We start from the raw sequence: 23,387 nt of genomic DNA, 5'->3' as shown, positions 1-23,387 counted from the left end.
CAAAAATACAACCTTTTGAAGAAAATTCTTTTACTTTCGGACACGCATTCTTATATCGACGATAGAATTTTGGAATATGCACAACAAGCAGACGAAATTTGGCATGCTGGAGATATTGGCGATATTTCTGTAACCGATAAATTGGCTGAAATAAAACCTTTGCGTGCTGTTTATGGAAATATTGATGATAATAAAGCGCGCGCAGAATTCCCGCTCAACAACAGATTTTCGTTGGAAGATGTTGATGTTTGGATTACGCATATTGGTGGTTATCCAGGAAAATATAATCCTGCAATTCGAAAAGAAATCACAGAAAATCCTCCGAAATTATTTATTTGTGGACATTCACACATTCTAAAAGTGATGCCTGATAAACAATTGGGTTTAATTCATATGAATCCAGGCGCTGTTGGTAAACACGGTTTTCAGAAAGTTCGTACGATGTTACGTTTTGAATTAAATAAAGGAAGAATCGAGAATTTAGAAGTAATTGAATTTAAGAAATGATTTTGCGAATCTCGAAGTGCGAGATTCGAAGTTCGTATTTCGTTTTATTTCGCTAACTTGAATTCTTTCAGAATAGTAATAAACTTCGGATTAGTAATATATTCTCTAAATTCGTGTGAATTTTGTCCTGAAAAATCAGTTTCTTCTAAAAACGTATAATTTTTAGAAAGTTCATCAAACAAATCTTTTTTGTAACCAAAATCTGTCGCAATCAAACTTCGTGATAAAAACCCGATCTTCCCTTTTCCTAACACATAATCCGTGTCATTTATCGTGATATGCATGCGTTTTAACTGAGGTGTAAAGGTTTTTAATTGATTATTATCCAACGTAAAATCAACTTTTCCAATTGCAGGCGCCAACATAATACTGTAAATTTTATTATTATTTTCTAACAACGTTTCTGCATTCGTAAAATCGACATGATGCGCATTTTCAGCACGTTTTATCTCACTTTCACGCAACGAAGGATTCACAAGTGAACTCAAAACAACCGATGCACCACGACTATGCGAAATCAAATAAACATCTTTGTTATGAATGACATTCAAAATTCTACGAAGTCCAAAAACGCCCGCCATTTGGCTATTTGTCGTTGCACTTACCCAAACTTTTGCTGCTCCAAAAAGACTTTCGTTTACCAATCCATCCCAATAAAAATTAATTACCTCATCATTCGAAGAATTAATATTCATATAAGTTTTGGCTTTATTGTAATTTTTTAGGCTAAACAAATAATCATTGTCAATTCCATGCACAAAAATGATGACACGTTTCTTATTTTTAACTCTTTTTTCGATATTTTTCAAACGCAAACTTTCATAAGAAGTTAATTGATTTTGGAAGTTACTTTCAGTCGCAATTTTCATCAACGAATAATCTCTACGACTTGCATTTTTAGGAGGTTTACCATATGATTTCAACCAATTATCTGGATAAAAATTTCCGTTTTGATCCACAAAAGAACTTGTTGTATTCGGTTGAATAAAATTATTTGGATTCTGAGAAGTTGGCACATTATGTATTGCTGCACATGACGTTAAAAAACTAATCACGAAGACATAAAACAAGTTTTTCATATGATAAAAATTGGTATGCGAAGTAACTACAATTTTCTTTATTTCGCAATAGATTTTGTACCTTCAACCATAAGTTTAACAAGGTTTTAAGTGAAATATACAATCAAACAAATTTTAGCCGAAACAAATCATCGTGCTTGGCAATATCCTTCAAAATCGTGGAAATATTATCAAGAATGGAACAAAGCTTTATTTTTTCATTACAAAATTGACAAAAAAATTTTGAGAGAATTAGTTCCAAAAAATCTAGAAATTGATGAAATAAATGATTCTGCTTGGGTTTCGCTTGTCGCTTTTACGATGGAAAAAATTAGACCTCGCTTTTTTCCTGCATTCTCTCCTATTTCTGATTTTGACGAAATTAATTTGAGAACCTATGTGACAAAAGACGAAAAACCTGGCGTTTATTTTTTATCGATTGAAGCTGGAAAATTATTTTCTGCAATTTTAGCTAAATCATTATCAGGTTTACCATACGAAAAATCAAATATCAACAGAACCGAAAATTCTTATCAAGCCAATCATCCCAAACGAAATTTCTCTTTATTAACGGATTTCCATGTTGGAATGCAAGTAAAACACAAAACTGAATTGGATTTATTTTTGACTGAACGATATTGTTTGTATTTGGAAGATCACAATCAATTGTTTCGTTATGAAATTCAACATTTACCATGGAAAATCAATCAACTTGAATTAGATTTTTTAACGATTGATTACCAACTTCAAGATTTAAATATCCATTCGAGACCAGATTTAGTGCATTATTCAGAAGGTGTGCAAGTTGTCGCTTGGGAGAAAGAAAGAGTTTAACAATTAAATTTTCTTCTTCAACAAATGTTGCATTCCATTGAACCATTCACGTTGAGAACCGTCATCTATATAACCGACTTTTAGATACAAATCATATGCTGATTTATTGTTGAAATTAACCGCTAAAACCAATTCATCAATTGTAGGAAAATTATCTTTTACAAAATCATCCATCAAATTCATAGAAATTTTTCCGTAACCCTTTCCTTGAAATTCTGGATTTATCGATAAAGAACGCAACAACAACGAATTCGTATTATTCGTCATCTCCAATTTATCGTCACCATAATCTAACACAAAAAAACCAATTGGCACTTCATCTAACAAAATTGTAATTGGTTTTGCATGTCCATCTGCGCGTAATTTCAAACGCTCAAAAGTCTCGCTAGGCAAGGCTGTAAAAGGAATTTGGTCTTCTGGCAAATTGTATAACAAAGCATCGTGATGTTTGGTTTCTGTATGTTTGAGTTGAATTGTCGACATGCTAATTATTTTAATTAAAATTAATCAAAACATTCTAAATCTTATGTAAAAACAACAAGGTTTATCTATTAAATTTTAACGAATTATCAATAAAAATTTAAAATCATTCTAACTAAAATACTTTTTAAATTGTAGATAATTTCAATCTAAAATCTACAATTATGGATAATCAAAATAAGTTAAATATTCAAATCGGGACAACTCAAAATACAGATGGTATCTATGTAGAAGTCACAGAAAATGGACCTTATATCTTGCACGGAAAACCTAAAATTGTTCAGCAATTTATCGTTCCAAATCAGCAAGGAATTTCTATCAATTACCAAGAAGGAGAAGAATTTGAAGCAAAAGATGCAACTTATATTTGTCGTTGTGGATTATCCCAGCACAAACCTTATTGTGATGGTTCGCATAAAAAAGCAACAGAAAATGGTGTGGATTTAACTGAAAAAGCAACTTTCAATCCCGAATTATTAACTGCAGAAGTTATAGAAGGACCTGTTGTTTCGCTCACTGATGACGAAAAATTATGTGCTTTTGCTCGATTTTGTGACAATGGAAAACGTATTTGGAACCAAGTTCAAGATTCTACACAAAACTCTGTTGATTTGAGTGTTGAAATGGCGCATCATTGTCCTTCTGGACGATTGATTGTTTGGGATGAAAATAATCAACCAATCGAAGATGATAACACCTCAGCTTCTGTTGGAATTATTGAAGATGTTACGAATGATTTAAGTGGTCCTTATGCATTATGGGGAGGAATTCCGCTAAAAAGTGCGAATGGCGAATATTACGAAGTACGAAATCGACAAACAATTTGCCGTTGTGGACAATCTTCTAATAAGCCTTTTTGTGATGGAACACATGCTTCGATGAGATTTCAAGATGGATTACCAAAGCAACCAAAAGCAGATGGAAAAGTTTTTTAATAAAATAATATTAACATAAAAACGCTCAAGAAAATCTTGAGCGTTTCAATATAATAATGATATTTATATTTTTAATTATTAATAACACCAGAACCTAAAAGTTCGTCATCAACATACCACGCACAGAATTGACCTTCTGTAATCGCAGATTGAGGATTTTCAAATTCAACATACATTCCGTTTTCAGCTTTGTGTAAAATTGCTTTTTGCAAAGGTTGACGGTAACGAATACGCGCCATCACTTCCATTGTTTCATCGGTTTTCAAAGTTAAATCTTCGCGAACCCAATGTACTTCTTCCTCTTTTATAAACAATGCTTTCTTCAACAAACCTGAATGATCAGCACCTTGACCTGTGTAAATAACATTTGTCTCTACATCTGTATCAATAATAAACAAAGGTTCTACTTTTCCTCCAACTCCCAATCCTTTTCGTTGACCGCGAGTGAAATAATGCGCACCTTGATGTTTACCTACAATTTCTCCGTCTTCTTGTTTATATGAGAAACCTTTTGCTTCGAAATCTAATGCTTCATATTTATTTGCAAAAGTTGGAATTTCTCTTTTATATCCGTTCCAATCTTTGGCTATTTCTACAATTACACCTTCTTTTGGTTTTAATTGTTGTTGCAAAAATTCGGGTAAACTAACTTTTCCAATAAAACATAAACCTTGCGAATCTTTCTTATTCGCTGTAACCAAGCCTTGCTCTTGTGCAATTCTTCTTACTTCTGGTTTTTCTATATCTCCAATTGGGAATAATGCTTTGCTTAATTGATCTTGCGACAATTGACACAAGAAATACGATTGATCTTTATTGTTATCATTACCTTTTAACAATTGAAAAATCTCTTTTCCATTTTCATCAATTGTAGAAGTTTTTCGTGCATAATGTCCTGTTGCAACGTAATCTGCTCCTAGTTCTAAAGCTGTTTTCAAAAACAAATCGAACTTAATTTCTCGGTTACATAACACATCAGGATTTGGTGTTCTTCCTTGCTCGTATTCATTGAACATATAATCTACAATACGTTCTTTGTACGAATCAGACATATCAATTACCTGAAAAGGAATATCTAATTTTTTAGCTACCAACAAAGCGTCTGCACTATCTTCTATCCATGGGCATTCATCTTCCAACGTTACCGATGCATCGTTCCAATTACGCATAAATAATCCGATCACATCATAACCTTGCTCTTTTAGCAAATAGGCTGTAACACTTGAATCTACTCCTCCAGAAAGTCCTACGACAACTCTTTTCATCTTAAAAAATTTCAGTCTACAAAGTTATAAAATAATATCCGACGAATGATTATCCTACATCAATCTATTTTTTAAATGATTTTGGCTGAAAAAATAAGATAAAAATAAGGGTACAAATTCCTGTTAAAAACGGATAATATAAGTTAGATAATACATCAACAGAAGAAACTTTTGTTGCACTTGAAATTGTATTTGCAGCAGCAACAGCTGCCAAAACTTGTGCTCCATAAGGTAAAATCCCTTGTACAAAACATGAAACTGTATCCAAAATACTCGCCACGCGTCTACCTTCTAAATCGTGATGATCAGAAATGTCTTTTGCTATTTTACCACAAATCAAAATAGTAATCGTGTTATTTGCCAAACAAGCATTTGCTAAAGCTGTAAGCGACGCAATACTCATCTCAGCTTGACGTTTTGTTTTGATATTTTTGGTTAGATGATAAATGATAAAATCTAATCCACCATTTAGACGAATAATTCCTACAATTCCGCCAATGATTAAACAAATAATACTCAACTCAAACATTCCTTTGAAACCTTCATTAATAGAAGAAACTAAGTCTAGTAAAGGAACACCTGAATAGAACAAACCAATTCCAAGAAACGATAGAATTCCTACAATTAAAGCCCAAATCACATTAATTCCAGACATTGCAAGTCCAAAAACTAATAGATAAGGTAAGATTAAAATCAAGTCAAAATCTAACTGTTTTCCTTGAAAATTGGTTGTGTCAAAATGTTGAGAAAGTGAAAAATATATAATCGTCGAAACAATAGCTGCTGGAACTACTATTCGAAAATTAGTTTTAAATTTAGATTTCATACTAACTTCTTGCGTGCGTGTTGCAGCAATTGTTGTATCAGAAATAAACGATAAATTATCGCCAAACATTGCTCCACCAACCACTGCTCCTAACAAAATTGGCATAGAACCTGGAATCATTTTATCCATTTGTACTGCAATCGGCGCAACGGTTACAATTGTTCCAACCGATGTGCCCAAAGCCGTCGATATAAAGCAAGACAACAAAAAGAATCCTGCTACAATAAAGGAAGCTGGAAGGTAATTCAAGAATAAATTAACTGTTGATTCTACAGCACCAATTGTAGACCCTAAACTTCCAAACGCTCCAGCGAGAAGAAAAATTAAAATCATCAACATAATGGTTTCTTCACCTGCATTCTTACAAAAAGCCTCGGCTTTCGTATGAAATGAAACCTTAGGGAATTGAACAAATGCAATTACGAGCGCCAACATGAAAACAACCAATGCTGGAACGGAGTAAAAATCGTTTAGATAAATAGATGCCGAAAAATAGACAAGTATGAAAATGATTAAAGGCAATAAAGCCCAAAAATTTCCTTTTTTTATGATCATATTACTAAAAATTCAGAAAAATATTCTGCAAATATCTATCGAAATTTTAAAACATGAAAATCAAATATTTATTGATTTATAAGTTTTTAGGACAGTAGAATAAAAAAAGGAACATCTTTCGATAGACATTCCTTCATTTAGAAAATTTTTCTAAAAACTGTATTTTTATTTCGCAATTAATTTATTTGTTTGTGTAATTGCGCGCTCATTTTTTTCAAGAATCCAAGCCTGACCTTTTATTTTTCGCATAATATTATCATACGTACGCATCAAAAAAACATTATAAATAGCTTCTGATAAATGCTTTGGTTTATGCGCTAACGAACGCAAACTCATCGAAAAACCTGGCGTCAAATATTTCATGTAATGCCACCAACCTTCTGGCATATAAAGCATTTCTCCGTGTTTTAAATCAGCAACCATAGGATTGATATTTTTCAGCGCTGGCCATTTATCAAAATCTGGATTATCAAAGTCAATATCTTCTCTACAAATTACCGAATGCGGAATTTTGTACATGTATTTCGAATCCTCTGGCGGAACAATAATACAACGTTTTTTTCCTGCAAAATGAAAATGCAAAATGTTCGCTAAATCGATATCATAATGCATAAAAACATTCGATCCTTCACCTCCAAAAAATAACATTGGCATCGATTTGAAAAGATTCAAACCCAAATCTGGCATTTTATAATCTTGTTGCAATTGCGGAACTTGACTCATCAAATTATACAAAAATATACGCAAATCTGTCGGTTCACTTTGCAACAAATCCACATATTCAGACATTTTCATCTTTGCAACTGGTTCATTTACTTTCTTCGTATAATCAACCGGATCATTATTATATAAAGGGACAACCTTGTCGCCAGCAACTTGTTTTATATACTCAAAATTCCACTTTTCGTACGCAGGCCAATCCTCTGTAATTCGCTCTACTACAACTGGTTTTTGAGGTTTAACGTAATATTTCTGAAAATCTTTTGCAGAAATACTTTCTACTCTTTCAACTTCTGTGAAATTAAAATTCATCTTTTATGTAAAATAAAGTGCAAATTTACTTAACTTTTTTGTTAAATCTGAACGATGCAATTATTAAACCAATCTTTTTTAGATATGATTGAATAATTATTTCTGATTTGATAATTTATTAAATATACATTAAACTTTACAATAACTGATGATAGAAAACACATCAATTCTTTCATTATCTTTACATTGAATTTTTAAAATTGATTCGTTGAACGCAAAAAATCTATTTTTTCCCATCTTTTTTATTCTACTGAATACATTTTGTTGTGCACAGCAAATTTTTCCGTATTTGGAACTTAAAAATGAGGAAGATTTTGAAAAAATAGAAGCAATTTCTCTCGAAAACAACTACAGTTTTAATCATTTATTGGGAAATTTGAGTCATATTTTTACTTTTCAGAACAATTCTTCGGAAAATATTTCGGCTAAATTTATTTACCCTTATCAAGCTTCTCAAAATGTATACGAATTAAAAGCTTTTGTAAATGATAAAATTTTTGAAATTCAATCCAAATCAATTGTAGATATTCGAAAAGAGTTGAAAAATATTGACGCTTCAACTATTTTTAAAAATCAACAAAACAATCAAGTTTTACAATTAGATTTAGGAAAAATTCCTGCGAATGCAATAATTAAAATTCAGCTAAAAGTTTCGAAAATTGTTGAAGAAAATAGTTTGAATTATCAAGTTTCGTTTCCAGAATTTATCGTTAAACGAACAGAATCTTTTACGCAAATTCATCGTTGGAACAATCAATTGAATGGTTTTCCGAAAAACATAAATTCAAACATTCATCTTTCTGGAAATTTTCCAATTTCAAAAATTGTTTCTGATTTAAAGTTTTCAAAGGAAAATGATCGAAATTATGTTTCAAAAAATTCGGATAAAAAGATTCCAACTCTTCAATATGCTTATACAAAAAATGAGCTACAAACTGGAATTGAAACATTTACTGAAAATGGTTGCGATTATATTTTAGGAACAATAAATCCTGGGAAAAGTAATTCAAATTTTAATGCCCCTCGAGAATTTTTGTTTGTTTTAGATGCTTCTGGATCAATGATGAATCAACCAATTGAAACCACCAAAAAATTTATGAATCAACTTCTTCCAAATTTGAACGAAACAGATAAATTTAATGTGCTGATTTATTCGACAAAAAATGAATTAGTTTTTAAAGAATCTCAATTTTCAACCAAAGAAAACATCAATTTAGCTTTAAAAAAAATTAATTCCTTGAATGGAATTGGCGAAAAATTACTGGATGAAGCAATAGAGCAAATTCAGAAAAATCCTTTTGATAAAAACTATAAAAGAATCATCGCAATTATATCGGATGGAGCGATGAATTTGAATGAAACTGTTTACAATTCACTTCGAAATTATGCAAAAGACACACAATTTATAACTTTAGGAATTGGAAAAGAATTGGATTATCAAGCGATGAATTTTATTAGCTTAGCGACAGGAACGCTTCCGATTACAGTCAATGATCCAAAAGAATTGAATCAAAAAACAGCTCAATTTCAGCAAGCTGTTTTGAATTCTTCTATTTATCACCTAAAAGTTCAATCATCCCAAATCAACCTCAACGAAACGTTTCCGAAGAATTTCAATACGTATTTAGCTCAAAATTCGGTCAATTTTGTTTCGCGCGATTGTAATCGTCGTTATCCAAAAAAAATCGAAATTATTGGCAATCAATCCGACCAAAATTTCACTCAAAACTTTGAGATTAAACAACCAAATACAAGTGAATTTACAGAAGCAATTAAGTTTTATTGGGCAAAACAAAAGATCGATTATCTCTTAAAAGATGAAGAACGTTGCGGTGAAATGTGCAAAAAAGATGGACGATATCGAAAAGAAATTGAGAAAATTGGAACTGAATTTAACATCTCAACACCTTATAATTTATTGATTCAAGAAGGAAATGTAGAAAATTACAACAATGATTATGATACAGATGGAGATGGCGTGATGGATATCGAAGACGAATGTCCTTATATAAAAGGAAATCGTTTTGGAAATGGTTGTCCTGAAAGTAATTTGAGTGATAAAAAGATTGGAAATTATGTTCAAGATTATTCCAATTATTTAATGGAAACAGTCGAATTTGATTTTGATAAAGCTGAAATCAGAGCGATTGATTATCCAAAATTGAATGAAGTTGTTGCAATTATGAAACGAAATCCATCACATCATTTTATCATCGAAGGTCACACAGACGCAGTTGGAACTGAATCTTACAATTTCGATTTATCACAACGAAGAGCAAATGCGGTTTTGAATTATTTGGTAGAAAAAGGCTTGAATAAAAATCGATTTTCAATTTCTTCTAAAGGTTTTTCAGACTTGAAACACAAAGAATGTAATCCTGCCTCAAATTGTATTGATTGGAAAAATTTTGAGAATAGACGAGTGAGGTTTAGGATTAATTAGTAATTATAAATGATGAGTTATTAATCATACTTGGATTTCATTCATATTTATATAAAACAAAAAACCTCGAATAAATTCGAGGTTTTGTATCTTATATAATTATTAGCTTACGAAATTCTTTCGATCAAAGCCATGTAAAATCCATCATAATTAGTTTGAGATGGATAATGCATTTTATCTGAAACCATTTTATAATTTGGATGATTTTTCAAGAATTTTTCTACTTGTTGCTCATTTTCTTGTGGTAAAATAGAACAAGTTGCATAAACCATCATTCCACCAACTTTAATAATTTTAGAATAATCAGCTAAGATTTTTTCTTGCGTTGCTAAAATTTCGTCAATAAATTCTGGTCTTAATTTCCATTTTGCATCAGGATTACGTTTCAAAACTCCCATTCCAGAACAAGGTGCATCAATCAATAAGCGATCAGCAGAATTCTCCATACGCTTGATTGTTTTTGCTTCAATCACCTTTGTTTGTACATTCTGAACATTGTTACGTTTTGCACGACGTTTCAATTCTTTCAATTTCCAATCGTACAAATCCATTGCAATAATTTGCCCTTTGTTTTCCATCAAAGCAGCTAAATGCAATGTTTTTCCTCCGGCACCAGCACAAGCATCTACCACACGCATTCCTGGCTGAACACGTAAATAAGGCGCAATCAATTGCGATCCTGCGTCTTGAACTTCAAACCAACCATTCTGAAATTCATCTGTACGGAAAATATTTGTTTTCTCTTCAAGCTCTAAAGCATCTTGATATTTCGATAAAACTTTCGTTTTTATTCTACGCTCCTTCAACGCTTTTTGTAATGTTTTACGGTCTGTTTTCAAGGAATTCACACGTAAAACTGTTGGTGCTTGCGAGTTCATTGCATGCACTTCATCTAACCAACGATTTCCCAACGACTTCTCTCCTAACTCGAACATCCAATCTGGATACGATTCTGCAACCGCAATATTTTTAGACGAATTGTGATGTCTTTTCAAGACTTCTTTTGGATAGATTTTTTGAAATTCTTCCCATTTTGGTAACGTTTGCTCTGGATCTAAAGCAAACCAAGTTCCAACAAACTCCCAAATTGTATCAGGAGAAAGCGGACGGCTCATTGCCCCTTCAACCAAACGTTTCCAACGAACTAAATCGTAAACCGTTTCGGCAATAAAAGCACGATCGCGCGCTCCCCATTGCTTATTCGATTTCAATGTTCGCTCAACTTCTTTATCTGCATATTTTCCTTCGAAGAAAATTTGTTGCAATGTGTCGGTAATTCCGACAAATAAATTTTTATATGGTAAAATCTTCATAACTCGGTGCAAATTTACAAAGACTTAAATGATTAGCGTAATTAATTTATAAGATTATACAACTTCAAAAAGATCTTTTATCTTTTGAGGAACCTCAACCACTTTATTTTGCTTATAATCGAAGGTCACAATTCCTGTTTTCGCTTTTGCAATTAATTTATCTTTTGTAGAAATTTTATAGATTACATCAAAACTAACACGCGAAAAATCTTGCACACCAATCTCAATCAACAATTCATCACCATAAAAAGCTTGATTTTTATACTCAATCGCAACATCACCCATAATCACACTTACACCTCCAAAATCTAATTCCGAATAGCCATAATGTTGAAAAAACTGAATTCGCGATTCATGTATAATGGACAATACTTTATCGTTTGCCAAATGATTTCCATAATTGAGATCAGTTATGCGTACTGGTATTATTGTTGAAAATAAAAATTTGTCTGAAAAATCTAATTTTATACGAGCCATTTTGTAGATATATTTGCTCAAAGATAAGAAAGTTGTATAAAAAAAAACGGGTTTAAGCTCCTCAGCTTAAACCCAATTGATTTTTAAAAAAACTTACACTAGTAAGTATAAATTTAACATTAAAAAAAATCAATCTTACTCTCTACTACCTAAGGTCAAATTTAGAAATAATTTAATAAACACCAAAACTTTTTAGAAAATTTTTATTATTCTTTTTTATTTAAAATAAGACTGATATTAAAAACTCTAAATATTAGATTATTATATAAAAAAAGCACTCTATTAAATACGACCTATATAAATAAAACATGCTATTTTTTATGTTTGTGAAAAATAGTAATTTGCAAGACCAAACTTTTAACATGAATTTGATTCAATACATTCATCAACATCTTAATTCTATTTCAGAAAAATCAATCAACAATACAGTAAATTGTTTGAATGAGGATAACACCATACCCTTTATTGCAAGATATAGAAAAGAGGTCACTGGAAATCTTGATGAGGTTCAAATTTCTGCTATAAAAAAACTGCAAAATCAATTCAATGAAATTGTTTCTCGAAAAGAATTTATTTTAAAAACATTAGAAGAACAAAATCAATTGAATAATGAATTACAACAACGTATTCAGAAAAGTTTTGATTTGGTTCAATTAGAGGATTTATATCTTCCTTATAAAAAGAAGAAAAAAACACGTGCGACCATTGCGAAAGAAAAAGGTTTAGAGCCTTTGGCGAAAATCATCATGAAACAAAATAATATTCCTGATTTAGATGATTTAGCAAAAAAATATCTGAATGAAGATGTAACAAGTATCGAAGATGCTTTTGCAGGTGTGCAAGATATTATTGCGGAATGGATCAATGAAAATGAGTATGTGCGTCATCGATTACGAGATATTTTCAAAAAATCTGCATTGATTGAAAGTAAATTGGTCAAATCTAAAATAGACGATGAAGATTCGGCTAAATATTCAAACTATTTTGAATATGAGGAGCCATTGAAAAAAATTGCTTCACATCGATTATTAGCTATTTTACGTGGGGAAAATGAAAATTTCTTGAAAGTAAATGTATCAATTGATAAAAAAGAAGCTTTCAAATTTTTGGAGTATACATTGATCAAATCTATTCAACCAGAAGTTTCTTGGGTTATTGAAGAAGCGATAAAAGATGCGTACAAACGACTTTTAGCTCCTTCAATCTCAAATGAAGTGTTGAAAGAGGCAAAACAAAAAGCAGATGAAATGTCAATCAATGTTTTTTCGAAAAACTTAAATCAATTGCTTTTAGCACCACCTTTGGGAGAAAAAAGAATTTTGGCAATAGATCCAGGTTACAAATCGGGATGTAAAGTTGTAGTGTTAGATGAACAAGGTGATTTGTTGCACAACGAAAACATCTATCCACATGCGCCACAAAATGAAAAAACGCAAGCTATCAAAAAACTAAAATCACTTGTCAATGCTTATAATGTTGATGCAATTTCAATAGGAAATGGAACGGCTTCTCGCGAGACAGAAAATTTGGTACAGAACATTGCATTTGATCGTCCACTAAAAGTTTTTGTTGTGAATGAAGCTGGTGCTTCGGTTTATTCGGCTTCTAAAATTGCCCGCGACGAATTTCCAGATAAAGATGTTACCGTTCGCGGTGCTGTTTATATAGGTCGTCGTTTACAAGACCCTTTGGCAGAATTGGTAAAAATAGAGCCAAAATCGATTGGAGTTGGTCAGTATCAACATGATGTCGATCAAACTTTATTGAAAAATGAGTTGGATGATGTTGTTTCTTTCTGTGTGAACAAAGTTGGTGTAAATCTGAACACGGCAAGTAAACATTTGCTAAATTATGTCGCTGGAATTGGCGAAAAAATAGCTGAAAATATTGTAGAATATCGAAGCGAAAATGGTGCATTTAATTCGAGAAAAGAGTTACTAAAAGTTCCTCGTTTGGGCGAAAAAGCATTCTTGCAAGCTTCTGCTTTTTTACGAATTCCGAATGCAAAAAATCCGTTAGATAATTCTGCTGTTCATCCAGAATCGTATGCTCTTGTAGAGAAAATGGCAAAAGATTTGAAAGTCGATTTGAAAGATTTAATTCAGAATAAAGAATTGATTAATCAACTTGATTTAACTAAATATATTACCGAAAAAGTAGGTTTACCAACTTTAGAAGATATTAAAAAGGAACTCGAGAAACCTGGTTTAGATCCACGTTCTACAGCCAAAGTTTTTAGTTTTGATCAACGATTAAAGAAATTCGAAGATTTGCAATTGGGAATGAAAGTTCCTGGAATTATCAACAATATTACCAATTTTGGTTGTTTTGTAGATATAGGAATTAAAGAAAATGGTTTGATTCATATTTCTAAAATTTCGAATGAATTTATTTCAGATGTGAATTCAAAAGTACATTTGAGTCAACAAATTGAAGTAACCGTAATTGGAATTGACACAGAAAAACGTAAAATTCAATTGTCTTTGATTGATTAAGGAAAATAATATGAAGACAATTTCAATTCTATATTTTGTACTATTTAATTTAAGTATTTTTTCTTGTGCTCAAGAGAAAACGATTAACAAAGATTCTCAAAAAATGTTTACAGAATTTACTCAAAAAGATAAGTTTAATAAAGATGAATCTCTGTTTTATCCTGGGTTAGAGGATAAAAACATTCAATCTAATTTGACAAAAGAAATAAATAAGCTTGCTAAAACATTCGAATCTATTCAAAGTAGTAAAAATCCCAGTAGCGATTTTTATCTTAAAGCAATTGAAAGTAGTTTAAAAACGATTGAAAAATATGATTTAGACACAGAAAATCGAACAAGAGTTGCAAATTATATCGAAGAATTAATGGATATAGTTGAATTAGAAAGTTCAAACGGACTTCTCAATAATTATGTTTATGGTTTTGATCCAACAAAAAAATAATTTCAAAATTAAAAGGCAATCTAACGAAAGATTGCCTTTTTGATTTTATTATTTTCTGAGCAGAAATTAATCCTCAAATTTTACTTTATATTGTTTATCAAACTCTTTTTTCTGCGCATCAGTCATTTTACTACGCATATATTTTATTGTAAATCCACCAATCATTTTATCACCTTTATAATACATCCAATCTGATAATTTAGTTGGATCTATCACAATTGTATCATTGTGTTTAACCAATTTTGTGTATTGTGGAACGTTGTCCACAATTCCTTTTAATTGATCGTTGTCCGAATATACATCACGAATCCAAATATGCTCTTTTTGTGTCGCATTCGGAATATCATACATTTGTTTGACAATAAAATTAGTTGTCGTTGTATCTTTCATCGACAACGCCAATTTGAAATCATCAAACGTTTGTTGCGCTTCCTTCCCAATACTATCCAAATCTTTTTGTTCTTGCTTTTGCTTATCCAAACCTTTGTAAGCACTTACTCCATTATCTTCCTTATTACCACAAGAAAATAATAAAACCGAAAAAGCTATTGCGAATAATGTATATTTCATAATTGTATTTCTTTGATTGTTGTCCTATAAAGTTACATAAATTTATTCAAAATAAGATAAATTCAACTCTTTTGGTGTTGGCTGAATCCATTTTTGATGACCAAAATAACTCCAAGTTGTATAAGCTAAATTGTAATTTGGATTTGTAAATTGATAATAATCGCTACCATTGACAGAAACTTTTGCATCCACAAAAACTTTGACATCTTTCACACCATTTTTCGCATAATCATATTTTACATAACGTGCAAATTGCCACATCATATCTGGGCTAACCGCCATTTTTGACATTTGTTTAAAGGTTAGATATTTAGTCAAATCTACTTTCTCGCGTTTCAAGAATTTACCTTTTTTCTGTGGATCTGGTTTCGAAACATATACCACAACTTCACCCGCTTTATTACGCAACATCATTCGCCAAGCCATGCGATGACCTTCCTCTGTCCAAAAAACATTTCCGGGAATAAAGTAATGGCGAACAGGTAAATATATTTGCCAAACTACGTAGAAAAACATCAAATAAGAGAACATGACACGACGAGTTGTCAATAAATTATCATCATCTGAACGATCCATCATAAATGATTTTTTAGGAAAAACAACTTCCTGAATCTTAACGGGATCATAAAAGAAAATTAACATTGCCAAAGCAAAGAAAGGAAATATCCCAATCCCGAAAACTGCTGAATTGAAAATATGAAAGGCTACAGCACATTTAAAAGCAATTCCGCGCGTTCTATTCATCAACATTGCAGGAATAATCAATAAATCAAAAAAGAAACCACCCCAAGCAAACACTTGTGCAAACTCTAAACTACTTACAACTTTTCCTAAACCAACAAGATTATATTTTGTCGTCAATAAATCGCCATATTCATGGAATTTCATTTGTAAAAAAACACCGTTAAACCAATCTGGATAAATCTTCGCAAAAGCGGCAAAAGTGTATACTATCAACAACTGAATAATGAATAAAGTTGGTACCCAATTGCGCATGGTTAGACGTTTTATTTTCGGGAAAATCAAACTATCAATCGAAAAGAAATGATGTGCAGGAATTATTGTCATCATCCACGAAACTAGCATAAACAGATAATAATGGTTGTTGTAGCTTGTTTTTTGCATGAAATACGTCAACGACCATAAAATCGAAAATACGATAATAGAAAATCGGTAAGCAAAACCAAATACGATAAACCAGCCTAAAACTCCCATGAGTACATACAAATAAATCATATTTTGTCCCAAGAAAACATTGGTCCATTCGAATCCGATGAACGAAAATGTAATGTGCGGTTCAACAAAATTTGTTTGTACCCAACCTGTAAAAATGGCTCCCCAACATTCTGCAACAATTAATAAACCAAAGATTATTCGGAAAATTACAAGTGGAGAATTATCAACTTTTCGGAATAAATATTCGCTAAACATGATTGATTGTTAATTTTGGCTAATTTAAAAATAACCTTTAGAGTTTAGCTACTTTTAGCGTATATTTATTGTATGAAAACGAGGAAAATTATTTTGTTTGATGGAATTTGCAATTTATGCAATCAATCTGTTCAGTTTGTGATTGAACATGACAATAAAAATCAATTTCAGTTTGCTTCATTACAATCTGATTTTGGACAAAATTTTTTGAAAGAAAATAATTTGGATGCCGCTCAATTTGATTCTATCGTTTTTATTGAAGATGATAAATTTTATACCAAATCATCTGCTGCGCTAAAAATTGCTAAATATTTGGACGGAATAACTTCGTGGTTGACTATTTTTATGATTGTTCCAAAGCCTTTGCGCGATGTGGTTTATAGTTTTATTGCGAAAAATCGTTATCGTTGGTTTGGAAAACAAGAAAGTTGTTGGCTTCCCTCTCCAGAATTGAAAGCGAAGTTTTTAGATTAAGTTTTAAACTTCTTGATTCAAATAGTTTTTAATCTTCTTAAAAAGAATTACCCAAAAATAAAAAGTCAATAAAAGGTTTATTACTACAATTATCAAGAGAACAAAGTTTCCATTTAATATTGTTGAATCTATTTCTCCCATTTGAATTAAAAAAGCGAAAAATAAGCAAACAACAAATAAAATGATAATACTCTATATTTCCTTTTTGAAAGAATGCTAATGAATAAAAATAGTATTGTTATCAATCCTAAACTATAAATTGAAACTTCATCTTCACCTCCAGAAGATTGTAATTGGGAAGTATAATAAAAATCATTTCCTTGCATATAGCCTAATCCATCTGTGTATTTAATAAATAAAAAACAACAAATGACTTGAGCAAGATATAAAACTTCAAGGAATGAAAAATGTACTTTCATTTTATTAACCTCTGTTTAAATTATTTAATCTTCTACAACTATTTTTTCATTAATTTTTACAATAGCTTCATTGATTCCTTTAAAATACTTTTCCTCACTAAAGTTTGGAACAACTACCTCATCAATTAGCTTTTGAGAAAAATCGTCAGAAATTATATTTCGAGCAATATCATTCGTCGAAATTCTAACTTCTCTTGATTTTAAATTAAACACAATTATCATATTTCCCTTTTGAAATCGATCAGAACTATTGTTATTAAGGATTGAAAATGAATAATCTGTTATATTTTCATTTGGAAAATAATCATCCGTAGAAATTATAAATAACTGAAAACGATTGGTCTTTTGAATTTCCTTTAATTGTTTTTCAAGTTTTGCTAAATCTTCTCTATTAAAGACTTTTTCTAAATCAACAATATTTGAAAAGGGAACCAAAGAGTAATTCTCTATAAAAGAAAATTCAGTACAATTTTTAATCAAACTCTTTTGTAAATTGAACTGAAAGACATTTACATCTGATATTAAAAATTTATCCGCATCCGTTTTTATAAAATCTCTAAAATCTAAGAATTTTATTTTTCCTGATAATGATTGATCTTTTGTAATTGATTTACAAATTTCTTTGCTAATTTGACCATAATCTTGAGCATAAGAAAATGTAATATTTGTAAATAAAAGAACTGATAAAAGTATTTTTCTTATCATTACAACGAATTAAAATCTACTGATTTCTATATTTCTCTATAGCAGCTTTTATTTTTTCGCGACGATTTGATGGCGATGGATGCGTACTCTGAAATTCTGGAACTTGGCTTCCTCCTGAAGCTTCTTCCAAAATATCCATTACACCAATCAATGCTTCTGGATTATATCCTGCCTGAATCATAAATCGAACGCCCAAATCATCAGACTCCAATTCATCATCTCGACCATATTTCATGTTCACCATATTTGCCACAACTTGCGCATAATAAGCCGAATTTGCATCTCCAGCTGCAACACCAGCCGCTCCTGCAATTCCTTGCGAAAGCTCTTGTTTCGACATTTGTTCTGCACTATGACGCGCAATAACATGACCAACTTCGTGTCCCAAAACTCCAGCCAATTGATCTTCGTTTTGCAAACGCGTCAATAAGGCTTCGGTAATAAAAATTGGTCCACCAGGCAATGCAAAAGCATTTACAGTTCGATTATCTGCTAACACATAAAACTGAAATGGATAATTCGTTTTATGTGCATCACTATTATTAACAACTTTCGCGCCTACTCGTTTTACAAGCTCCTGGTATTGAGCATTTCGAGATAGTCCACCAAACTCTTGTGCCATTTGCGGAGCCGAATTAATTCCCATCGCAATTTCGTCATCTTTGGTTAATGAAATATATTGCTTTTCGCCTGTAATTTCATTGACTTCAGAAGAAGAAAAATATTTTATAACAGAAAAAATAACAATTGCTGCCGCAATTATTAATTTTATCGACGTTCCGCCCTTTTGCATATCAGTGTAAGGTGTTAATTATTTTTTATGCCTTTTCTTTAAAATCTCCAAAACATCTTTCAATTCAAAACCACGTGCATGTAGCGCCATTAGGTAATAAAAGAAAACATCTGCCGATTCTTCTAAAAAGTTTTCGTCGTTATCTTGTTCCGAAGCAATAACCATTTCTACAGCTTCTTCTCCCATTTTTTTAGCGATTTGAGAATTACCTTTTTTATGAACACGTTTCATTTTAGATTTTTTCGCATCCTCTAATTTCGCCTCTTCCATCATTATTTCCAATTTCTTTAAGAATGGAAATTTTTTCGCTTCTTTGACTTCAGAAGTATTTTCATTAAGTTCCATAAAATCGTTTGTTTTCATAGATTTTTTTAAACGTAGAATAAATTTAAGAAATTCTACCGAATTATTTATCTCAATTCTATTGCCAATATTACTATTTTTTGAAAAAAAAGAAAGATTTTATTCACATTTATTTCTAAAAAAATAAAATTCTAATCTATTCATTCAATTAATTTTTAACATTGTTATTCACTTTTATTTTAAGATAAAAAAACGTATTTTTACGCGAAAATAAACATAGCGCAAACACAATGAACACAAACGATTTTTCCATTAGACATATTGGAAACAATGCGCAGCAAGCAGCTGAAATGCTTTCTGTAATTGGGAAAGATTCTATTGATTCTTTAATTGAGGCAACAGTTCCTCAGAACATTCGATTGAAAAATGCTTTGGATTTACCAGAAGCTTTATCAGAATTTGAAGCTATTAATCATTTAGCTGAAATCGCTTCAAAAAATAAAAAAGTAAAAAATTATCTTGGATATGGATATTATGGTACAATTTTACCAGCGCCAATTCAACGTAATGTATTAGAAAATGCTGGTTGGTACACAGCTTATACACCATACCAAGCGGAAATTGCGCAAGGACGTTTAGAAGCTTTATTAAATTTCCAAACTGTTATTTCTGATTTAACAGGTTTACCTATCGCAAATGCCTCTTTATTAGACGAAGGTACTGCATGTGGTGAAGCAATGCACATGTTATTTGAATCTCGTTCTCGTGATCAAAAGAAAAACAATGTCAACAAATTTTTTGTAGCAGATAATTTATTCCCTCAATCTGTAGCGGTTTTAGAAACGAAAGCACACGGTTTAGGAATTGAATTAGTTGTTGGAAACTTTGAAACGACTGAATTAACAGAAGAATTCTTCGGAGCGATTGTACAATACATCGGGAAAGGAGGACAAATCAATAATTATAGATCATTTGTAGAAAAAGCAAATGCAGTTAATGTAAAAGTTGCTGTTGCAACAGATTTATTAGCTTTAACATTATTAACACCTCCAGGTGAATGGGGAGCTGATATCGCAATTGGTACTTCTCAACGTTTTGGTGTTCCTATGGGATACGGTGGACCGCACGCAGCTTTCTTATCTTGTACAGAAGAATACAAACGTGTAATTCCAGGGCGTATTATTGGAGTTTCTCAAGATCGTTTAGGAAACTATGCGTTACGTATGGCTTTACAAACACGTGAGCAACACATCAAACGTGAAAAAGCGACTTCTAATATTTGTACTGCACAAGTATTGTTAGCGGTTATGGCTTCTTTCTACGCGGTTTACCACGGAAAAGACGGTTTACAATATATCGCTGATCAAATTCATACTAAAGCAGCTGTTTTACACGGAGGTTTAGAGCATTTAGGATTTAAATTAGTAAATACTAATTTCTTCGATACAATTCAAATTGAAGTTGAAAACTCAGACGAAATTGTAAAGATTTTTGCAGAAGAAGAAATTAATGTAAATGGATTCGAGAACGGAAAAATTTCAATCACAATTGATGAAATGACTTCTGAAGAAGATATTTTCGAAATTTTAAGTGTTTTTGCAACAATTAAAAATACAGAAGATGGTTTCGAATTTGAAGTAGATGATTCTTATTTACCTCAAGATTTAATCAGAACTTCTGATTTCTTAACACACGAAAACTTCAATTTATATCATACAGAAACAGAATTAATGCGTTACATCAAGCGTTTAGAGCGTAAAGATTTGGCTCTTAACCAATCGATGATTGCATTAGGTTCTTGTACAATGAAATTGAATGCTGCAACAGAATTATTGCACATGTCTTGGGAAAGAATGGGGAATGTACACCCTTTCACTCCAAAAGATCAAGTAGAAGGTTACCAAACATTAATCCAAAACTTAGAAGATTATTTAGCTGTAATCACAGGTTTTGATGCAACTTCTTTACAACCAAATTCTGGTGCGCAAGGAGAATATGCAGGATTGATGGTAATCCGTTCTTACTTTGAAGCAAGGGGAGAAGGACACAGAAATGTTGCTTTAATTCCACAATCTGCTCACGGAACTAACCCTGCTTCTGCTGCAATGGCGGGAATGCAAGTTGTTGTTGTGAAGAACTTAGAATCTGGTGAAACAGATTTAGTTGACTTGAAAGAAAAATGTGAAAAACACAAAGATAACTTAGCTGCATTGATGATTACTTATCCATCAACGTATGGTGCTTTTGATAGCAATATCGAAGAAGTTACTGAAATGATTCACGCATACGGAGGTCAAGTTTATATGGACGGTGCAAACATGAATGCGCAAGTTGGATTAACTTCTCCAGGAAACATTGGTGCAGACGTTTGTCACCTTAACTTACACAAAACATTCGCTATTCCTCACGGAGGTGGAGGACCTGGTGTAGGACCAATCTGTGTAAAAGCACATTTAGCGCCTTTCTTAGGATCTTCTCCATTAATCGAAACTGGAGGAAAAGAAGCGACAAATACATTCGCTGCGGCTCCTTATGGTTCTGCGTTCATTTTACCTATTTCTTACTCTTACATTTTAATGTTAGGTGCAGAAGGTTTATTGAAAGCGACACAAGGTGCAATCTTGAATGCTAATTACATGAAAACTCGTTTAGAGAAGCATTTTGATATTTTATATACAAATGGAAACAATGTAGTGGCACACGAATTTATCTTAGATTGTCGTCCGTTCAAAAAAGCTGGTATCGAAGTAACGGATATCGCAAAACGTTTGATTGATTATGGATTCCATGCGCCAACAGTATCTTTCCCAGTTGCTGGAACATTGATGGTTGAGCCAACAGAATCTGAAAACAAAGCAGAATTAGATCGTTTTTGTGATGCGTTAATTTCTATTCGTCAAGAAATTGATGAGGTTGCAAACGGAGATTATCCAGTTGATAACAACGTATTACACAACGCGCCTCACCCAATTCACTTGATTACGGCAGACGAGTGGGAATATCCTTACTCTCGTTCTAAAGCTGCATATCCAGCAGAATGGGTTCGCGAACGTAAATTCTTTGCATCTGTTTCTCGTATTGATGATGCTTACGGAGATCGTAACTTAATCTGTACTTGTGCTCCTATTGAGGCTTATATGGATTAATTATTCTAGAAAGAATATATTATAAATACAAATCGCTCTGAGAAATCGGAGCGATTTTTTTATTGAAATAATTTAAATGTTTAAAATGTTTTTATTTCTTAAAATTTTCTTAAATTCATTCCAACTAAACTTTTAATATTAAAACATTTATGAAAAATTATGCTGCCGAGTTTTTCGGTACTTTTTGGTTAGTTTTCGGAGGTTGTGGTAGTGCAATCTTTGCGGCTGGTATTCCCGAATTAGGAATTGGTTACGCTGGTGTTGCATTAGCATTTGGTCTTACTGTACTAACAATGGCTTACGCAGTTGGTCATATTTCTGGAGGACATTTCAACCCTGCTGTCTCTTTCGGTTTATTTGCTGGAGGACGATTTGACGGAAAACAATTATTTCCTTACATTATTTCGCAAGTATTAGGAGCAATTGCTGCTGCTGGAGTATTATACTTAATCGCTTCGGGAAATGCAAATTTCGCTATTGACAATACCAAAGCTGGAGCATTTGCTTCCAATGGATATGGCGCATTTTCACCACATGGTTACAGTATGTTATCTGCTTTTTTAATTGAATTTGTCTTAACAGCCTTCTTCTTAATTGTTATTTTAGGTGCGACAGACAAATTTGCAAACGGAAAATTTGCTGGAATCGCAATTGGATTGGCCTTAACGTTAATTCACTTAATTTCTATTCCAATCACTAACACATCTGTAAATCCAGCCCGTTCTACATCACAAGCTATTTTTGTACGGGGCGAACCTTTAATACAATTATGGCTATTCTGGGTTGCGCCTATTACAGGCGCAATTGTAGGTGGATTAATTTATAAAACACTTCTACAGAAAGAAGAAAATTTAGCATAAAACCTGAAAAGCTCCGAATGGAGC

Annotated in this window: 22 protein-coding genes; 9 read left to right on the top strand and 13 right to left on the bottom strand. The window is 31.9% G+C overall.

Annotated elements, in window-relative coordinates:
- Positions 1–15: 15 nt before the first annotated feature.
- Complete coding sequence (locus FH779_RS03145; RefSeq protein WP_180906017.1) at positions 16–507, top strand: metallophosphoesterase family protein; 492 nt, start codon at positions 16–18, stop codon at positions 505–507.
- Between the two features lie 44 nt (positions 508–551).
- Here the strand turns inward: FH779_RS03145 and FH779_RS03140 are convergent, their stop codons facing one another.
- Complete coding sequence (locus tag FH779_RS03140; protein ID WP_180906016.1) at positions 552–1,586, bottom strand: alpha/beta hydrolase; 1,035 nt, start codon at positions 1,584–1,586, stop codon at positions 552–554.
- 90 nt (positions 1,587–1,676) lie between these two features.
- Here FH779_RS03140 and FH779_RS03135 point away from each other — a divergent pair, with 90 nt between their 5' ends.
- Positions 1,677–2,399, top strand: coding sequence for a YqjF family protein (locus tag FH779_RS03135; RefSeq protein WP_180906015.1), 723 nt, complete (start codon positions 1,677–1,679; stop codon positions 2,397–2,399).
- A 3-nt stretch (positions 2,400–2,402) separates the two neighbouring features.
- Here the strand turns inward: FH779_RS03135 and FH779_RS03130 are convergent, their stop codons facing one another.
- On the bottom strand, positions 2,403–2,882 hold the full coding sequence (locus FH779_RS03130) for a GNAT family N-acetyltransferase (RefSeq protein WP_180906014.1): 480 nt from the start codon (positions 2,880–2,882) through the stop codon (positions 2,403–2,405).
- 161 nt (positions 2,883–3,043) lie between these two features.
- Here FH779_RS03130 and FH779_RS03125 point away from each other — a divergent pair, with 161 nt between their 5' ends.
- Positions 3,044–3,814, top strand: a complete 771-nt coding sequence (locus FH779_RS03125) for a CDGSH iron-sulfur domain-containing protein (protein WP_180906013.1) — start codon at positions 3,044–3,046, stop codon at positions 3,812–3,814.
- A 71-nt stretch (positions 3,815–3,885) separates the two neighbouring features.
- On the opposite strand, the gene mnmA is transcribed toward FH779_RS03125, so the two are convergent.
- The 3 genes from mnmA to FH779_RS03110 form a co-directional block, all read right to left on the bottom strand.
- The gene (gene mnmA, locus FH779_RS03120; protein WP_180906012.1) at positions 3,886–5,079 is read right to left on the bottom strand and encodes a tRNA 2-thiouridine(34) synthase MnmA; all 1,194 of its coding nucleotides are present in this window, start codon (positions 5,077–5,079) and stop codon (positions 3,886–3,888) included.
- Positions 5,080–5,143: 64 nt separating this feature from the next.
- Entirely contained in the window at positions 5,144–6,460 is a 1,317-nt protein-coding gene (locus tag FH779_RS03115; protein WP_180906011.1) for a Na+/H+ antiporter NhaC family protein, read from the bottom strand.
- 165 nt (positions 6,461–6,625) lie between these two features.
- Positions 6,626–7,492 carry a cupin-like domain-containing protein gene (locus FH779_RS03110; protein WP_180906010.1) on the bottom strand — a complete coding sequence of 289 codons (867 nt, stop codon included), beginning with the start codon at positions 7,490–7,492 and terminating at the stop codon, positions 6,626–6,628.
- Between the two features lie 289 nt (positions 7,493–7,781).
- Between FH779_RS03110 and FH779_RS03105 the strand changes: the two genes are divergently transcribed.
- Positions 7,782–9,935 carry an OmpA family protein gene (locus FH779_RS03105; RefSeq protein ID WP_180906009.1) on the top strand — a complete coding sequence of 718 codons (2,154 nt, stop codon included), beginning with the start codon at positions 7,782–7,784 and terminating at the stop codon, positions 9,933–9,935.
- A 107-nt stretch (positions 9,936–10,042) separates the two neighbouring features.
- On the opposite strand, the gene FH779_RS03100 is transcribed toward FH779_RS03105, so the two are convergent.
- Both FH779_RS03100 and FH779_RS03095 read right to left on the bottom strand, forming a co-directional pair.
- Positions 10,043–11,248, bottom strand: coding sequence for an RsmB/NOP family class I SAM-dependent RNA methyltransferase (locus tag FH779_RS03100; RefSeq protein ID WP_180906008.1), 1,206 nt, complete (start codon positions 11,246–11,248; stop codon positions 10,043–10,045).
- Positions 11,249–11,302: 54 nt separating this feature from the next.
- Entirely contained in the window at positions 11,303–11,725 is a 423-nt protein-coding gene (locus FH779_RS03095; protein WP_180906007.1) for an acyl-CoA thioesterase, read from the bottom strand.
- A 362-nt stretch (positions 11,726–12,087) separates the two neighbouring features.
- Here FH779_RS03095 and FH779_RS03090 point away from each other — a divergent pair, with 362 nt between their 5' ends.
- Positions 12,088–14,220: a Tex family protein gene (locus FH779_RS03090; RefSeq protein ID WP_180906006.1), complete on the top strand. Its 2,133-nt coding sequence runs from the start codon at positions 12,088–12,090 to the stop codon at positions 14,218–14,220.
- A gap of 10 nt (positions 14,221–14,230) precedes the next feature.
- The gene (locus tag FH779_RS03085) at positions 14,231–14,662 is read left to right on the top strand and encodes a DUF4844 domain-containing protein (RefSeq protein WP_180906005.1); all 432 of its coding nucleotides are present in this window, start codon (positions 14,231–14,233) and stop codon (positions 14,660–14,662) included.
- A gap of 66 nt (positions 14,663–14,728) precedes the next feature.
- Here FH779_RS03085 and FH779_RS03080 read toward each other — a convergent pair whose 3' ends face one another.
- Both FH779_RS03080 and FH779_RS03075 read right to left on the bottom strand, forming a co-directional pair.
- A complete protein-coding gene (locus FH779_RS03080; RefSeq protein WP_114999247.1) occupies positions 14,729–15,232 on the bottom strand; it encodes a DUF2314 domain-containing protein in 504 nt (167 codons plus the stop codon).
- Between the two features lie 42 nt (positions 15,233–15,274).
- Positions 15,275–16,663 (bottom strand): HTTM domain-containing protein, encoded by a 1,389-nt coding sequence (locus FH779_RS03075; protein WP_180906004.1) that lies wholly within the window; start codon positions 16,661–16,663, stop codon positions 15,275–15,277.
- Positions 16,664–16,735: 72 nt separating this feature from the next.
- Between FH779_RS03075 and FH779_RS03070 the strand changes: the two genes are divergently transcribed.
- Entirely contained in the window at positions 16,736–17,137 is a 402-nt protein-coding gene (locus FH779_RS03070; protein WP_038333840.1) for a thiol-disulfide oxidoreductase DCC family protein, read from the top strand.
- Positions 17,138–17,283: 146 nt separating this feature from the next.
- Here FH779_RS03070 and FH779_RS03065 read toward each other — a convergent pair whose 3' ends face one another.
- Genes FH779_RS03065 through hisE form a run of 4 tightly spaced genes read right to left on the bottom strand, consistent with a single transcriptional unit; the run spans position 17,284 to position 19,417 of the window.
- On the bottom strand, positions 17,284–17,556 hold the full coding sequence (locus FH779_RS03065; protein WP_038333836.1) for a hypothetical protein: 273 nt from the start codon (positions 17,554–17,556) through the stop codon (positions 17,284–17,286).
- Positions 17,557–17,580: 24 nt separating this feature from the next.
- Positions 17,581–18,261, bottom strand: a complete 681-nt coding sequence (locus FH779_RS03060; RefSeq protein WP_180906003.1) for a TPM domain-containing protein — start codon at positions 18,259–18,261, stop codon at positions 17,581–17,583.
- 16 nt (positions 18,262–18,277) lie between these two features.
- Entirely contained in the window at positions 18,278–19,054 is a 777-nt protein-coding gene (locus FH779_RS03055) for a M48 family metalloprotease (RefSeq protein WP_180906002.1), read from the bottom strand.
- An 18-nt stretch (positions 19,055–19,072) separates the two neighbouring features.
- On the bottom strand, positions 19,073–19,417 hold the full coding sequence (hisE, locus tag FH779_RS03050; protein WP_180906001.1) for a phosphoribosyl-ATP diphosphatase: 345 nt from the start codon (positions 19,415–19,417) through the stop codon (positions 19,073–19,075).
- 230 nt (positions 19,418–19,647) lie between these two features.
- Between hisE and gcvP the strand changes: the two genes are divergently transcribed.
- Both gcvP and aqpZ read left to right on the top strand, forming a co-directional pair.
- Positions 19,648–22,503, top strand: a complete 2,856-nt coding sequence (gcvP, locus tag FH779_RS03045) for an aminomethyl-transferring glycine dehydrogenase (protein WP_180906000.1) — start codon at positions 19,648–19,650, stop codon at positions 22,501–22,503.
- Positions 22,504–22,652: 149 nt separating this feature from the next.
- On the top strand, positions 22,653–23,363 hold the full coding sequence (gene aqpZ / locus FH779_RS03040; protein WP_114999241.1) for an aquaporin Z: 711 nt from the start codon (positions 22,653–22,655) through the stop codon (positions 23,361–23,363).
- Positions 23,364–23,387: the final 24 nt, after the last annotated feature.

The sequence above is a fragment of the Empedobacter falsenii genome (assembly GCF_013488205.1).
GTDB lineage: Bacteria > Bacteroidota > Bacteroidia > Flavobacteriales > Weeksellaceae > Empedobacter > Empedobacter falsenii_C.
The sequence above is the reverse complement of the archived record's forward strand: the minus strand, read 5'-3'. Positions and strand labels throughout refer to the sequence as shown.